The organism is Campylobacter sp. CFSAN093238, assembly GCF_012898015.1.
Taxonomy (GTDB): domain Bacteria; phylum Campylobacterota; class Campylobacteria; order Campylobacterales; family Campylobacteraceae; genus Campylobacter_D; species Campylobacter_D jejuni.
In genome coordinates, this window is the sequence record NZ_CP040611.1 from 362,302 (window position 1) to 377,858 (window position 15,557).

The following is a 15,557-nucleotide window of genomic DNA, read 5'->3' on the forward strand; positions in this document are numbered from 1 at the left end:
CCAAACAAGCTCTAATTTTAGAGCTTGTTTAAATTTCTTTATCTTAGCTTTGTTATAATTGTCTTTAAATTTTGCTAGAAAGGTTTGCAATGAAACTTTTTGGAACTGATGGAGTTCGTGGAAAAGCGGGTGAATTTTTAGATAGTTTTTTGGCTATGCGTTTAGCAATGGCTGCGGGTATTTATTTTAAAGATAAAAGTATTACTAATAATATCTTAGTAGGAAAAGATACAAGAAGAAGCGGCTATATGATAGAAAATGCTATTGTTTCAGGGCTTACTTCTATAGGATATAATGTTATACAAATTGGTCCTATGCCAACTCCTGCGATTGCATTCTTAACTGAAGATATGCGTTGTGATGCAGGGATTATGATTTCAGCTTCTCACAATCCTTATTATGATAATGGTATTAAATTTTTTGATGCTCATGGAAACAAACTCAGTGAAGATATAGAGAAAAAAATAGAAGAAATTTATTTTGATGATAAGCTTATACAAGCCTCTAAGGTAGATATGGAGAAAATTGGTCAAGCGAAAAGAATTGATGATGTTATAGGAAGGTATATTGTTTCTATTAAAAATTCTTTTCCAAAAGATCTTACTTTAAAGTCTTTGCGTGTGGTTTTAGATGTGGCTCATGGGGCAGCTTATAAGGTAGCACCTACTGTTTTTAAGGAATTAGGTGCTGAAGTTATAGTAATGAGCGATAAACCTAATGGACTTAATATCAATGAAAATTGTGGAGCTTTACATCCTGCAAATTTAGCTGCTGAGGTAAAGCGTTTGCGTGCAGATGTGGGCTTTGCTTTTGATGGTGATGCAGATCGTTTGGTGGTTGTAGATGAAAAAGGCGAAGTGGCTAATGGAGATAGTTTATTAGGGGTTTTAGCACTTTATCTTAAAGAACAAGGTAAATTACAATCAAGTGTTGTAGCCACTATAATGAGTAATGGTGCTTTAAAAGAATTTTTAAATAAACATGGTATAGAACTTGATACTTGTAATGTGGGCGATAAATATGTGCTTGAAAAATTAAAAGCCAATGGTGGAAATTTTGGTGGAGAGCAAAGTGGGCATATTATTTTTAGTGATTATGCAAAAACTGGAGATGGTTTGATAGCTGCTTTGCAATTTAGTGCTTTAATGCTTTCTAAGAAAAAATCTGCAAGCTCTATTTTGGGTCAAGTCAAACCTTATCCTCAGCTTTTAACCAATCTTAAAATTGCAGAAAAAAAAGATTTAGATAAAATTAAAGGTTTAAAAGAATTAAAAAAAGATTTAGAAAATAAAAATATTAATACCTTATTTCGCTATTCTGGAACAGAAAATTTGATAAGACTTTTACTAGAAGCCAGAGATATTAAGCTCTTAGAAAAAGAAATGAAAAATGTTGTGGAGTTTTTTAAGAAAGCTTTAAATGACTAAAACTTTTAAATTTATTTTTTATTTTTGGGGTGCCTTTGTTTTGGTTTTTGCCCTTGATCAATGGGTAAAATCCTTAACTTTAGCAGGATTTAGATGGCAGAGTGAATACCTAGATTTAACTTATGCTCTAAATACAGGCGTAGCTTTTTCAATGTTGAGTTTTTTAGAACATAATTTAAAATATTTACATCTTGCTTTAATTGGCGTGCTTTTTATTTATCTTTTTTGGCAAAGAACACTTTTAAAAACTCATAGCATAGCTTTTGGAATGATGCTTGGTGCCGGCGTTTCAAATTTATTGGATCGTTTTATACATGGAGGTGTAGTGGATATGTTTTTTTGGCATAAATGGTTTAATTTTGCTATTTTTAATGTTGCAGATGTCATGATAAATATAAGTGTGGCTTTGATTTTAATACAAGAAATATTTAAAAAAAGGAAAAAAGATGACAGAATGGATTAATGATTATTATTTTTGGATTAAATGGGTGCATTATTTGGCATTTGTTTCTTGGATGGCGGGTCTTTTTTATTTACCTCGTCTTTTTGTGTATCATGCTGAACATAAAGACAATAAAGGTTTTGTCGAGGTTGTAAAAATTCAAGAAAGAAAGCTTTATTATTATATACAAACTCCTGCCATGATTGTGACTTTAATCACAGGAAGTTTAATGTTGCATGCTCATAAGGAAGTTTTAATGGTAGGTGCGGGTTTTATGCATGTTAAACTTACCTGTGTTACACTTTTGATTATTTTTCATATACATAATTATTATTGTTTAAAAGCTTTAGCAAATGATACTTCTACTAAAAGTGGAAAATATTTTAGAATTTATAATGAATTTCCAACTATAATGTTTATTATCATCGCTTTAATGATGGTTGTTCGTCCCTTTTAGTTTGTCTCCGCTTTAAATTCCATACTAGCGGAGTTAAGCGGATCAATATTTTCTTTCATGATATCGATATAATCTTTATTTTTAAGACGCTTATCATCTCTAAATACTGCGCGCACAAGATCCATTCCTGTGTAAAAATCTTTCATTAAAACCACAAAAAGATATTGACCAAATTCAGTTGCGATTAAAGCATTTTGATCTTTTATGATGGCACCACTTGTTTTAAGTCCTAAAAGTTCTATGAAAAGTTCTTTTTCGAGATTGCAATTTAGAGTTTTATTAAATTTATCAATTTCTATTTTCCCTGAAAAAATTTCAGTTAAAAAGACATATTTGATAATTTCTTTTTTATCAAAACAAGCTTTGGCTATATTAGCATTTTGTTTTTCTTGTATAAATTTAGCATAATCATTTAGATTAAATGCATTGATTAAAAGCTCCCCATCTAAAAAGCTAAAAGCTCCGCTGCCTACTCCTAGGTATTCATGATGAGAACTGACATATTCGTCATTAAGCTTGTTTTTTTCTAAAGAAAAACTCCAACCATTGTTTTGGGTATAGTCTTTAAAAAATTCTCGTATGATTTGATAATAAGTAAATTCATTATCTTTAATGCTCACTCCTAGACTTTTAGCGATATTATCTTTGGTAAGATTTGATTTCATTAAAGGATAGGTTGTGATTTGTTGCGGGGCTAAATTTTTAGCAATTTCTAAGTCATTTAAAAGTTGTTTTTCGTTTTGTCCTGGAAGATTGAAAATAAGATCTATACTAAAAATAGGTAAAATTCCTAAAGCTTTTGAAATTTTTTCTTGAAGTTCTTTAGATGAACCAAATTTATTATATCTTGCCACTTTTTTCAAAGTTTCATCATCAAAACTTTGAATCCCGCAACTTAAACGATCAATTATACCTTTAAACATAGAAAGCTTATTTGGATCAATATGATTTGGATCGCTTTCGCATGAAATTTCTTTTATATTAAATAACTTTTTACAAAGTTCTAAGGTTTTTAATAATTCCTCTTCATCAATCAGTGTTGTACCACCACCCACATACATGGAGGTAAAATCAAAACCTTTATTTTTCATGATTTTAATTTCTTCTCTAAGATTTTGAAAATATACTTTGGCTAAATTTTCATCATAATAATATTTATGAAAGCTACAATAAGGACAAAAAGTATGGCAAAAAGGTACATGGGCATAAAGCATATAGCTTTTGTCTTGTTTTGGAATTTTTTCTTCGGGTTGTTTTAAAAGTTCGACATTGAAACCTTTTTGGAGGGATTTTTCCATCATAGTATGAGAGTATTTTAAAGCTAAATTTTGAAATAAATTCATAAGTGGCCTATATATTAAAATATTTAAGATATAACTTTATCAATTTTTAGCTAAAATAGGAGTAAATTTTTTATTTCTTAAATAAAAAATGGGATTAAGTTTTTAAATTATTTAAAAAGGATATAAAATGGATAAAGCCAAAATTGTTCAAAATTTAAATGCTTTGTTTAAACAAAGAGCAGAGTTTTACTCTTATTTTGATGAAAATATTGCCAAAATCAATGATACTGAAGTATTTGATTTTAAGAATGCTAAAAATTTAAATCCAGAAGAGGTATATAAGCAATTTTATCATTTTGATTATGCTATAAGAAAATTATTGCCTGCTATTTACAAGGTTTATGAAATTACAGATACAGATTTAGATAAAGATTTTTAATTTATTTAGAGAATAGAACGAACTATTCTCTAAAAGATATATCTAAATTTTTTGATTCTTCTTTTATATTTTTACTCGTGTCTTCATTTTGCTCAAATCCTCCACCAAATGCTTTGATTACATCTACTATGGAATTGGCATAAGAATATTTAGTATTATTAAAAGCAACGGCAGCATTAAGCCAATTTTGACGTGCCTCTAAATAATCTTGCAAAGACATTTCTCCTATATCATAGCGTTCTTTAGCAATTTCATAGATTCTTTTGTAAGATTGTTCGCTTGCTTGTGCATTATCGTATTGTAAGCGTATAGTTTTTCTAGCTACTAAAGCATAGCGAATTTCTCCAAAAGCAGTAATCAAAGTATTTTGATAATTTACAAAAGCTTCATCTTTATTAAGCTTGGCTAAATTTACATTTTGGTAAATTTCACCCCAATGAAAAATAGGCAGAGTAAAGTTTCCACCTATATTCCAAGTCTTAGAACCTCCTTTAACCAAGGTATCTAAATCCCCGCTTTCAAATCCCAATAATCCTGTTAAAGAAAGGCTAGGTAAGAAAGCCGTGCGAGCTACTCCAACAAGATAATTTTGCTGAGTTAATTTTTCTAAAGAAGAGCCAATATCTGGACGTTGAAGCAAGATGGTACTTGAAATTCCAGTTGGAATGTCAAATTCTTTAAGATTAAAAACTTGATAGCTTTGATTTTTGTAAAGTATGTCATTTAAATCATTTGAAGTTAAAATTTTTAAAGCTTTAAGGTAATTTTCTTTATTTAACTTTGCTTCATTATATTGCAAAGCCATACTTTCTAAGTTGGCTCTTGCTTGAGCAAGTTCATATTCACCTACAGCACCAACTTGAAATTTTTCATCATTAATCCTATAAATTTCTTTTGCCGATTCATAGGTTTCTTTAAGAGCATTTTCATTTTCATAAGCATTTACAAGATTAAAATAAGTTTGAACTGTATTTGAAATAACAGAAAGTCTTGCAGCTTCATAATCATACTCACTTGCTTTAAAGCCTGATTTTGAGGCGCGATATGTATCGCGATATTTTCCCCAAAGATCGATTTCATAGCTTAAATTAAGTCCCATTTTAAAATCATTACCGTAACTTACTTCCCCAGTTCGATTGCTTGGAGCATTTATAGCTGTTTTTGCACGACTTCCGCTTGCACTACCATCAAATTTTGGCAACAAACTGCTAAAATCTATACCTAATTGAGCAGCAGCTTGTTCCATGTGTATGAAGGCAAGTTTTAAATCATTATTATTTTTAAGTGCTAAATCAACCACTTTATTTAAATTTTCATCATCAAAGTCTTTCCACCAATTTTTTGTGATAGAGCTATTGTTTTCTTTTTCCCAAGATAAGGCTCCAAGCTTATTATCAATGCTATAGTTTGCTTCGGGAGTATTTAAATTTGGACTTAAAGAGCAAGCTGAAATCAAAAGAGTAAAACTTGCTATAGTGCTAATTGAAATTATTTTATTCATGAACCTTACCTCTTTTTTTATCTAGCCATTCATTAAAATTTTCTAAAAGATAGAAAAATAAAGGCACGAAGAATATCGCTAAAGTTGATGCTGCGATCATTCCACCAACAAGCCCTGTTCCTAAAGAGTGTCTTGAAGCACTTCCTGCTCCTGTTGCGAAAATCATTGGTAAGACCCCAAAAGTAAATGCCAAAGAAGTCATTATGATAGGACGAAAACGAAGTTTTGCTGCTGCAACAGCTGCTTCAAAAACTCCTTTACCTTTTTTAAAGCGCTCTTCCATTGCAAATTCTACGATTAAGATAGCATTTTTAGCTGAAAGTCCAATCAAGAGCAAAAGTCCTGTTTGAAAATATATATCATTGCTAAATCCTCTTAAATATACCAATAAAAATGATCCAAATACCGCAAAAGGTACAGCTGTTACGACTGCTAAAGGTATAAGCCATCTTTCATATTGAGCAGCTAGAATTAAAAAGACAAATATCATACCTAAAGCAAAAGCATAACTTGCTGTTCCTTTACTAGAAACTTCTTGATAAGCTGATCCACTCCAAGCTATGGAATAATCATCCCCTAAAGTTTCTTTTGCTACTTGAGCAATCGCTTCTATAGCTTGACCTGAAGTATAACCTGGTGCGGGTTGACCTTGAACTTGTGCTGCTGGGAAAAGGTTGAATCGTTTTACATCATCAGGCCCTGAACTTCTTTGTAAAGTTAAGAAAGAATCAAGTGGTATCATTTTTCCATCATTTGATCTTACAAAAATATTTTTTAACGCATCTTGTGTATTTCTAAAATCACCTTTTGCGCGGATATTTACTTGGAAATTTTTACCTAGCATAGAAAAATCATTAACATAATAAGTGCCTATAGTTGCATTCATCGTGTTAAAAACATCTTGCATGTTAAGATTGTAGTGTTTTAATTTATCTCTATCAATTATAAGCTTGTATTGAGGGAAAGTTGTATCAAGGGTTGTTCTTACTCTTGATAGCTCTTTTCTTTGGTTGGCCACAGCAACAAGTTTATTTACATCTTTTTGTATTTCATCATAGCTTTTTCCGCTTTTGTTTTGAACATACATTTCAAAACCGCCTGTGATACTTAATCCAGGTATAGGAGGTAAGCCTATAAATACACTTGAAGCATTGCGATCAAAAGCAAATTTTTTATTAAGTTCGGCTATAATTTGATCAGCGCTTACATTTCTATCTTTCCAATCTTGCAAACCTATAAACATTGCAGCGGCATTTTCTTTGAGTGAACTTGTAAAAAGATCAAATCCTATCATAGCCATTGCATCTTTAACTCCATTAGTTTTTAAAACTTCTTGGCTTATGTGATCAACCTCTGAAATTGTTCTATGGAGTGCTGAAGCTGAAGGAAGATTAATAATGCTAATCATCAAACCTTGATCTTCTTCAGGAACTAAAGAATTTGGTACTGCTTTATAGAGATAAAAAATTGCTCCAAGCATAATACAAAAAATTAAAACAAAACGAATGGTTCTTTTTAGGATATATGCTACTCCTGCGCTAAATACAGAGGTGCTCCAATCAAAAAAATCATTAAATTTCTTTACAAATTTAAATGGCTCTCCTTCATTGCGTCGCAAAAAGAGTGCACATAAAGAAGGTGTTAAGGTAAGAGCAACAAAACCTGATATGGTTACAGATATAGCTAAGGTAAGAGCAAATTGTCTTTGAATTTCTCCAACAAAACCTGATATAAAAGAAACTGGTACAAAAACAGCACAAAGCACAAGAACAATTGAAATAACCGGAGAGCTAACTTCTTGCATCGCTTGGATAGCAGCATCTTTTACGCTTATTTGCTCATTTTCATGTAAAATCCTATCAATATTTTCTACAACTATAATCGCATCATCTACAACGATCCCTATGGCTAAAATTAAAGCAAAAAGCGTAAGCAAGTTAATACTAAAACCTAAAACATAAAGTCCAGCAAAAGTTCCTAACAATGAAACAGGTACAGCTATCATAGGAATAAGTGTTGCACGGAAATTCTTTAAGAACATATACATAACAATGATAACTAAAATTAGAGCTTCAACAAAAGTTTTAACAACTTCTTTGATTGATTCTATTACAAATTTTGTTGTATCGTAAGGAATTTTATATGTTAAACCTTTTGGAAAATTTTTTGAAAGTTCTTGCATTTTGGCTTGAACAAGTTCTGCTGTATGCAATGCGTTTGCCCCTGATTGAAGATTGATCATAATTGGAACTGCATCATTGCCATTTAATCGTCCTTGTGAGCTGTATTGTTGTGATCCTATTTCCACATCAGCTACATCTTTAAGTCTTAAAAATGATCCATCATTATTTGTTCTTAAAATAATGTTTTCAAATTCACTAGGATTTTGTAGTCTTCCTTGCATAGTGATTGAATAAACATAAGGGGATTTTTGGGTTACAGGTTCTTCGCCAATTTTACCAGTTGCGTATTGGGCATTTTGGTCATTAACCGCAGAAATTACATCAGTAGCTGTGATTCCAAATTTATTTAATAAATCAGGCTTGAGCCAAATTCTTAAAGAATAATTACGATTTCCTATAGCGTTTGCATCTCCAACTCCTGGAACCCTTTTTAACTCATCTAAAACATTTAAAGTGATATAGTTATATACATCTACTGCACTCATTGAGCCATCACTTGAATACATAGAAATTGCAGCAAGTGTTGTTGAGGAAGTTTTTCTAACTGTTACTCCAAGTTTTTTAACTGCATCTGGCATTTTTGCAGTTGCGGCTGAAATTCTATTATTAACATCTATGGTGGCTTGATCAGGATCTGTACCGATATCAAAATAAACAGTCAAACTCATAGTTCCTGAAGAACTTGAAGTTGAATCCATGTAAATCATATTATCTGCGCCATTGATTGCATCTTCGATAGGACTTGCAACTGTTGAAGCAATGGTTTGTGCATCAGCTCCTGTGTAAGTTGCACTTACTTTAACTGTAGGAGGGGTTAAAGAAGGATATTGTTCTATAGGTAAATTTGTAAGACCTATAACTCCAGCTAAAGAAATGATAATTGCAACAACTGAAGCAAAAACAGGTCTTTCGATAAAAAATTTAGAAAACATTATTGTGCTCCAATTTCTTTAACTTCGCTACCAACTTGAATTTTTTTAAAGTTATCTAAAATGATTTTATCGCCATTTTGCAATCCTTTGTCAATAATGGCATATTCATTGTTTTGGTAGCTTATATGTACAGAAGATTTTTCTACTTTTCCATTTTTAACAAGAAGAACATAAACATCATTTTGATTTTGTTTAACAGCTATTTGAGGCACTTTAAAGCCATTTTTTTGTATAAAACCTTCTGAAGTAATTGTTGCAAAAGCACCTGGTAAAAGTGTTGAGTTGTTGTTGTCAAATATAGCTTTGGCTTTTACTGTTCCACTATTAGCATCTATAACAGAATCAATAAAATAAAGTTTGCCTTGAACGGTTTCTCCATTAAGATTTAAATTTGCATGAATGCTGTCTAAATCCCATTTTCCACTTTGAGTATTGCGGACTAAATTTAGTTTATCTGTATCTGAAATAAAGAAATCTGCGTAAATAGGATTTAAATTTGTAACTCTAACTAGTTCAGTTGTTGAAGCACTTACATAATCTCCTATATTAACTAAAGCATCTCCTATAGTACCATCAAAAGGAGCTTTTATTTCGGTATGATCTAGATCAATTCTTGCATTTGCAAGCTGTGCTCTAGCACTTGCTAGACTAGCTTTTGAATTGTTAAATGTAGCAAGAGAAGAGTCGTATTCCTTTTGAGAGATTGCACTTTTACTAAAAAGAGCTTTAGAACGATTAAAATCCTTGCTTGCATTTTCGAAAGTTGCCTTAGCCATTAAAGCTTGTCCGTAAGCTGAATCAACACTAGCTTTAAATTTATCTTGTTCTATAATAAATAATGTTTGTCCTTTTTTTACCTTATCTCCAGCTTTAAAAAGTTTATTTACTATTACGCCGCTAACTTGAGGTTTTATAATGACATCATAATCACTGACAAGTTTAGCAGGGTAAGTAAAACTAAGTGGTAAATCTTCAGATTTAGCACTCATGGTTGTTACAGGTTGAGGCGGCATTTGTATTTTTGGTACTTCTTCTTTGCTGCAAGCAGTGAGTAAAAGCACAACACCTAAAGCTAAAATAGTATTTTTTTGAAATAATTTCATGGTTTTGCCTTGAAAAATTAAATTAAAAATTGTAATTTTTATTACAAAAATTTTTGGCTAATTATATCTTAATTTTGGTTAATAAAATTATTTTTTAAGCTTTGGAGCTATTGATTCCATTTAGAAAAACATTTACAACAAATTCAACATGTTCTTTTTGTTCTTTTTTATTTTTCAAAGGAGCGTTAATTAAAACATTAAGATGATGATAAGGTTCTTTTAACATAGTGCAAAAAAGAACAGCAAGTTTTTCTGCATTTTTTTTCATATAAGAATTATTTTGTTGCTTGAAAAAATCCATAAGTATGTTATAGGAAAAATTTTGTTGATTGTTTTCTATCCAATTGGCAAGATGTCTATCTTTGTCATAAACTTGAGAATAGATAATTTTACCAAAAGCTACAGCTTCTGGTTGATTGAAAATTTCTATAAAAGCTAAACCAAAAGAAGTTAAAATTTCTTTTAAAGTGCCATTTTCAATTTCTTGTGTTTTGGAATAAATAAGATGAAAGTGTTTTTTACATATGTCATCTAAAATTTCAAAGAATAGCCCTTCTTTACTTTTAAAACCATCATAAATATTAGAATAAGATCCTCCAGATAATTTAATAATATCACTCAAACTTGTTTCTTGGTATCCTTTTGTTAAAAAAAGCTCTAAGGCCACTGCTTTGATTTTTTCTTGTCTGGCTAAAACTTTTTGTGATGGTGTTCTATTTGAGTTCATTTTTATCCTTTATAAGAGTGCTTTTAGGGTATACAAATATACTTTTTCTAAAAACCGAAATTTTTTCATTATCCTTTGCGTAAGCTTTTATATGTAAAGGAAAGATTACGTCTTTTTTATCATTATTTGCTAAATTTTTTGTAGCCCTGATAACAACTATTTTTTTGACTTGTTCTCCTGCTTTTAATTTAAAAGGTTTGTTTGGTCTTATGATTTCAATTCCATCATTTATTCCTTCTAAATTTGCTGTAAAATAATATTCATGAGGTTTAGAATCTGTATTTTGAAACAAAAAGGTATAAGCATTTGAAATGACTAATTCACCTTTAACATTTGAAATATTATATAATTCACTACTACGATTGATATTTAAAAGCATGCTTTCTTTTTTGCTTCCCATGATGATTAAAGCCAGTAAAGCAATTAGAAGAACTATAAAATATGCTATCGTTCTAAATCTTAAATAATGAACTTTAGAACGCGTTTCAATAGCTTTTGCACTTGTCCAATTGATCAAACTTGGACGATTAAATTTGCTTTGAACCTTAGAGCAAGCATCGGCACATTCAAGACAATTAATACATTCAAGTTGCATTCCTTTGCGTATGTCAATATGAGTTGGACAGATGCTAACACAGGCTTCGCAACCTATGCATTCTCCCTCAGGCGGTTTTTTATGAAGTTTGGTGTGTCCATCATAGATCAAGCCCCCGCGTTTTTCATCGTAGATCACTTGCATTGTATCATGATCGAACATTACAGATTGTATTCTTGCATAAGGACAGACATAAACACAAAATTTTTCTTGTAAATAGGTAATATCCAAAGTAAAAAGTAAGCTAGCACAAAATAAAATTCCAAGTAAAAGTAGATGCTCGCCAGGATTTTGAATATAATTGAAAAAATCTTCAGGAGGAATAAAGTACCAAAGTAAATTACTAACAGCAACTAAAGATATAAAATAAAAAAATATTACTCCAAGAAATTTTTTAAAATATTGTCCCTCATATTCTTTTTGTTTGTTATTGATATTTTTGCGAATTTTAAGAAATTTAGTTTGTATGATATCTCTATATATAACTCTAAAAATCGTTTGTGGACAACTCCAAGCACACCAAATTCTTCCACCTAAAGTTGTAATAAAAAAAATAAATAAAAAAAGAAATATAAGAACAAAAGGCATGAGATAAAATTCTTGTGTTGAAAAAGAAATAAAAAATAGGTTTAATTTAGAATGATCAAAACTTAAAAGAAAAAAATGATTCTCATTAATTCTTATGAAAGGTAGGGCAAATATGATAATACTTGCAATTAAATATACAAAATATCGTTCTTTTGTATAGTTTGTAATGTGTCCTTGCATTTTTAGACCTTAAATTATAATTTTTTAGTACTTTGTAATTAAGGATTATAACCGATAAAAACTAAAACAATTTTTAAATGCTTTCTAAGTTAGAATTAATAAGAAGTGTTTTATAATTATATTTCACAACAAAAATTTACACAGAAAGGTGGTGAGGACTGTGCCAGGAATCAAGGTGCATCCTAACGAGTCTTTTGATGAAGCGTATCGTAAATTCAAAAAACAAGTAGATAGAAATCTAGTTGTGACTGAAGTAAGAGCAAGAAGATTTTTTGAGCCTATGACTGAAATTCGCAAAAAACAAAAAATTTCAGCACGCAAAAAAATGCTTAAAAGACTTTATATGCTTAGACGCTACGAGTCAAGACTCTAACCCAAAAGCCCGAAAGGGCTTTTTTATATCTACAAACTTCATTTGGTATTAAATTAAAAAGTATTTATTATTTTTTGTTAAAATTTCTAATTTAAATTTTCTGTTTTTAGGATAAACTTATGAAAAAAATCAAAAAAATCATTCAAATTGGTATGATAGGTGGTTTAGCAGCTGTTGCTGGAGGTGCTTTAGCAGGTTGTAGAAGTAATAATGACAATTCAGATACTTTAAATCAAGCAGCTAATGCTCAAGGAGCTTTTGTAATTATCGAAGAAACAGCTCCAGGGCAGTATAAAATCAAAGATCAATATCCAAGTGATGAAACAAGGGTAGTTTTAAAAGATCTTAATGGCACAGAAAGAATTTTATCCAAAGAAGAAATGGATGCTTTGATTAAAGAAGAAGCAGCTAAAATTGATAATGGAACTTCAAATTTAACTAAAGACAATGGACAAATCAGTAGTGGGGGATTGAGTTTAGGGGAAACTTTACTCGCAAGTGCTGCAGGTGCTATTTTAGGAAGTTGGATAGGTTCAAAACTTTTCAATAATCAAAATTTTGCCAACCAACAACGCGGTGCTTTTTCAAATCAAAGTGCTTATCAAAGGAGTGTTAATAGTTTTAATAAAGCAGGCACAACAAGCTCTGCTTCAAGTGCTAAAAAATCAGGCTTTTTTGGCGGAGGCTCTAAAGCCACAAGTTCTAGTTCTTCTTTTGGTTCTTAAGGATAAATAATGCAATTACTACAAGTAGATAAACTTCAAAAAGATTATTTAGAAAATATAGGTTTTTCTTGGTATACAGATGAAGATGGAAGTGATTATATTAGCAATAAGTTAGTTTGTGTTAAGGAAAGTGAAGCTAATGCTTATTATGAAGCGGTAAATGAGCTTTATGATATGTTTATTGCTGCAGCGCAAGAAGTGATTGATAATGATCGTTTTGATGAGCTTGGAATTCCTTTTAATCTTATTGATGCAATTAAGATGAGTTGGGAAAATGAGGTTCATTGGCATTTATATGGGCGTTTTGATTTAGCGGGTGGACTTGATGGCAAGCCTATAAAACTTATAGAATTTAATGCTGATACCCCTACTGCTCTTTTTGAAAGTGCGATTTTACAATGGGCACTTTTAAAACAAAATGGAATGGATGAAAGCGCACAATTTAATAGCATTTATGAAAGTTTGATGGATAATTTTAAAAGACTTATTACCCTTGATGAAAGTGTTGAAGGGTTTGAAGAGCATTATCAAGGATGGAAAATTCTTTTTTCAAGTGTTGCAGGAAGTAAAGAAGAAGAAATCACTACAAAATTGCTTGCACATATAGCCAATGAAGCAGGTTTTCAAACTAATTTTTCCTTTGTGGATGAGGTGGAATTTAGCGAAGAGGGTATTTTTAAAGAGGGCGAAAATTATGAGTATTGGTTTAAGCTTATTCCTTGGGAAGATATAGCCATAGAAGAGGGTGAACTTGCCATGCTTTTAACTCAAATCATGCGTAATCAAAGAGCAATTATTTTAAATCCTGCTTATACGCTTTTATTTCAATCTAAGGGAATTTTAAAAATTCTATGGGAACTTTATCCAAATCATCCATTACTTTTAGAAACAAAAGATACTCCTTTGGAAGGTAAAAACTATGTTAAAAAACCTGTTTTTGGTAGAGAAGGTGCAAACATCAGTATAATTAAAGATGGAAAAACTTTGCATGAGAATGTAGGTCCTTATGGGAATAATAAGGCTATTTATCAAGAATATGTAGAGTTTAATTCATGTGAAAACGAATACTATCAAGCAGGTGTTTTCTTTGCTTATGAAGGGTGTGGCTTAGGATTTAGAAAAGGAGGACTTGTGCTTGATAATTATTCTAAATTTGTAGGACATATTATAAAGGATTGAAAAATGAAAATTGTTTGTTTAGATGCGGCAACTTTAGGGGATTATGATTTAAGTGTTTTTGAAAAATTTGGTTCTTTGCAAATTTATACCACAACAAATAAAGAGCAAACCATAGAGCGTTTAAAAGATGCTAATGTCGCCATGACAAACAAGGTTGTAATTGATAAAGATGTGATTGATGCTTGTAAAAATTTAAAACTCATTTTGGAAACTGCTACAGGGGTTAATAATATCGATATTGAGTATGCTAAAGAAAAAGGTATTATTGTAAAAAATGCTGCTGGGTATTCTACTATGAGTGTGGTGCAACATACTTTTGCGTTTATGTTTGCTTTTTTAAATCAAGTGCTTTATTATGACAAATGGAGCAAAGAGGGTAAATGGTGTGAAAGTCCTATTTTTACAGATTATAGTAGAATTTTAAACACCTTAAGTGGTAAAAAACATGGTATTATAGGTTTAGGAACCATAGGTAAAGAAGTGGCAAAAATTTCAAAGGCTTTTGGAGCCGAAATTTATTATTATTCTACGAGTGGAGCTAATAAAAACGCAGATTTTGTACATTTGGAATTAAAAGATTTATTAAAAACTTGCGATATTATAAGTATCCACGCACCTTTAAATGAAAAAACCAAAAATTTACTCGCCTTTGAAGAATTAAAGCTTTTAAAAGATAATGCGATTTTGATTAATGTAGGAAGAGGTGGGATTGTCAATGAAAATGATTTAGCTAAAATCATAGATGAAAAAAATATTCGTGTAGGGCTTGATGTTTTAGAAATTGAACCTATGATGAAAAATCATCCACTTTTAAGCATTAAAAATAAAGAAAATCTTATTATCACTCCTCATGTTGCGTGGGCGAGCAAGGAGGCTTTAAATGCTTTAATGGATATAGTTTATAATAATTTAAAAGAATGGATAGAAAATGGCAAGTGAACATAGTTTTGATATTTCAGCAGCTTTAGATAAACAAGAGTTAAAAAATGCTTTTGAACAAGCTAAAAAAGAACTTGATAGTCGTTATGACTTAAAAGGAATTAAGTGTGAGATTGATTTAAGCGAAAAAGAGAGTATTTTTAAACTCAGTTCTTCTAGTGAAGGAAAGCTTGATGTTTTAAAAGATATAGTGATTTCTAAACTTATCAAAAGAGGAATTAATCCTAAAGCTATTAAAGAGCTTTCTCGTGAAAGTGGAGCAATGTTTCGTTTAAATTTGAAAGCAAACGATGCTATTGATAGTGAAAATGCCAAAAAAATCAATAAAGCTATCAAAGATAGCAAACTTAAAGTTAATTCTTCGATTCGTGGTGAAGAAATTCGTGTTGTAGCAAAACAAATTGATGATTTACAAGCTGTGATGAAGCTTGTAAAAGAGCTTGATTTAGAGTTAAATATCAGTTTTAAAAATCTTAAATAAGGT

General features: G+C 30.7%; 15 protein-coding genes. 9 read left to right on the forward strand and 6 right to left on the reverse strand.

All coding sequences use genetic code 11. From position 1 onward, the window contains the following. The first annotated feature begins 89 nt into the window (after window positions 1-89). Genes glmM through hemJ form a run of 3 tightly spaced genes read left to right on the forward strand, consistent with a single transcriptional unit; the run spans window position 90 to window position 2,326 of the window. Complete coding sequence (gene glmM, locus FBF21_RS01965; RefSeq protein ID WP_002875815.1) at window positions 90-1,427, forward strand: phosphoglucosamine mutase; 1,338 nt, start codon at window positions 90-92, stop codon at window positions 1,425-1,427. Further along, complete coding sequence (lspA, locus tag FBF21_RS01970) at window positions 1,420-1,890, forward strand: signal peptidase II (protein ID WP_002875814.1); 471 nt, start codon at window positions 1,420-1,422, stop codon at window positions 1,888-1,890. The genes glmM and lspA overlap by 8 nt, the downstream gene beginning before the upstream one ends. Then, window positions 1,874-2,326, forward strand: coding sequence for a protoporphyrinogen oxidase HemJ (hemJ, locus tag FBF21_RS01975; protein ID WP_002854237.1), 453 nt, complete (start codon window positions 1,874-1,876; stop codon window positions 2,324-2,326). Before lspA ends, hemJ begins: the two co-directional genes overlap by 17 nt. On the opposite strand, the gene FBF21_RS01980 is transcribed toward hemJ, so the two are convergent. Continuing rightward, window positions 2,323-3,669, reverse strand: coding sequence for a coproporphyrinogen III oxidase family protein (locus FBF21_RS01980; protein WP_002851099.1), 1,347 nt, complete (start codon window positions 3,667-3,669; stop codon window positions 2,323-2,325). The genes hemJ and FBF21_RS01980 overlap by 4 nt on opposite strands. A 127-nt stretch (window positions 3,670-3,796) precedes the next feature. Here FBF21_RS01980 and cmeU point away from each other — a divergent pair, with 127 nt between their 5' ends. Then, window positions 3,797-4,048 carry a CmeU family protein gene (gene cmeU / locus FBF21_RS01985; RefSeq protein WP_002859455.1) on the forward strand — a complete coding sequence of 84 codons (252 nt, stop codon included), beginning with the start codon at window positions 3,797-3,799 and terminating at the stop codon, window positions 4,046-4,048. A 22-nt stretch (window positions 4,049-4,070) separates the two neighbouring features. Here the strand turns inward: cmeU and cmeC are convergent, their stop codons facing one another. The 5 genes from cmeC to ccoG all read right to left on the reverse strand — a co-directional run bounded on the left by cmeC (window position 4,071) and on the right by ccoG (window position 11,857). Continuing rightward, window positions 4,071-5,549, reverse strand: coding sequence for a multidrug efflux transporter outer membrane subunit CmeC (gene cmeC / locus FBF21_RS01990; protein WP_002859456.1), 1,479 nt, complete (start codon window positions 5,547-5,549; stop codon window positions 4,071-4,073). Further along, window positions 5,542-8,664, reverse strand: coding sequence for a multidrug efflux RND transporter permease subunit CmeB (gene cmeB / locus FBF21_RS01995; protein ID WP_002886249.1), 3,123 nt, complete (start codon window positions 8,662-8,664; stop codon window positions 5,542-5,544). Before cmeB ends, cmeC begins: the two co-directional genes overlap by 8 nt. Beyond that, a complete protein-coding gene (gene cmeA, locus FBF21_RS02000; RefSeq protein ID WP_002886250.1) occupies window positions 8,664-9,767 on the reverse strand; it encodes a multidrug efflux RND transporter periplasmic adaptor subunit CmeA in 1,104 nt (367 codons plus the stop codon). Before cmeA ends, cmeB begins: the two co-directional genes overlap by 1 nt. 94 nt (window positions 9,768-9,861) lie before the next feature. Next, entirely contained in the window at window positions 9,862-10,494 is a 633-nt protein-coding gene (cmeR, locus tag FBF21_RS02005) for a multidrug efflux system transcriptional regulator CmeR (protein WP_002886252.1), read from the reverse strand. Continuing rightward, window positions 10,481-11,857 carry a cytochrome c oxidase accessory protein CcoG gene (ccoG, locus tag FBF21_RS02010; RefSeq protein WP_168985427.1) on the reverse strand — a complete coding sequence of 459 codons (1,377 nt, stop codon included), beginning with the start codon at window positions 11,855-11,857 and terminating at the stop codon, window positions 10,481-10,483. The genes cmeR and ccoG overlap by 14 nt, the downstream gene beginning before the upstream one ends. A 160-nt stretch (window positions 11,858-12,017) precedes the next feature. Here ccoG and rpsU point away from each other — a divergent pair, with 160 nt between their 5' ends. The 5 genes from rpsU to FBF21_RS02035 all read left to right on the forward strand — a co-directional run bounded on the left by rpsU (window position 12,018) and on the right by FBF21_RS02035 (window position 15,554). Further along, window positions 12,018-12,230, forward strand: a complete 213-nt coding sequence (gene rpsU / locus FBF21_RS02015; RefSeq protein WP_002780697.1) for a 30S ribosomal protein S21 — start codon at window positions 12,018-12,020, stop codon at window positions 12,228-12,230. 119 nt (window positions 12,231-12,349) lie between these two features. Continuing rightward, window positions 12,350-12,955: a UPF0323 family lipoprotein gene (locus tag FBF21_RS02020; protein WP_002869745.1), complete on the forward strand. Its 606-nt coding sequence runs from the start codon at window positions 12,350-12,352 to the stop codon at window positions 12,953-12,955. A gap of 9 nt (window positions 12,956-12,964) precedes the next feature. After that, on the forward strand, window positions 12,965-14,134 hold the full coding sequence (locus tag FBF21_RS02025; RefSeq protein ID WP_057035130.1) for a glutathionylspermidine synthase family protein: 1,170 nt from the start codon (window positions 12,965-12,967) through the stop codon (window positions 14,132-14,134). Window positions 14,135-14,137: 3 nt separating this feature from the next. Beyond that, window positions 14,138-15,073, forward strand: a complete 936-nt coding sequence (locus FBF21_RS02030) for a D-2-hydroxyacid dehydrogenase (RefSeq protein WP_002854730.1) — start codon at window positions 14,138-14,140, stop codon at window positions 15,071-15,073. After that, window positions 15,063-15,554 (forward strand): YajQ family cyclic di-GMP-binding protein, encoded by a 492-nt coding sequence (locus FBF21_RS02035; protein WP_168985428.1) that lies wholly within the window; start codon window positions 15,063-15,065, stop codon window positions 15,552-15,554. The genes FBF21_RS02030 and FBF21_RS02035 overlap by 11 nt, the downstream gene beginning before the upstream one ends. Window positions 15,555-15,557 lie beyond the last annotated feature (3 nt).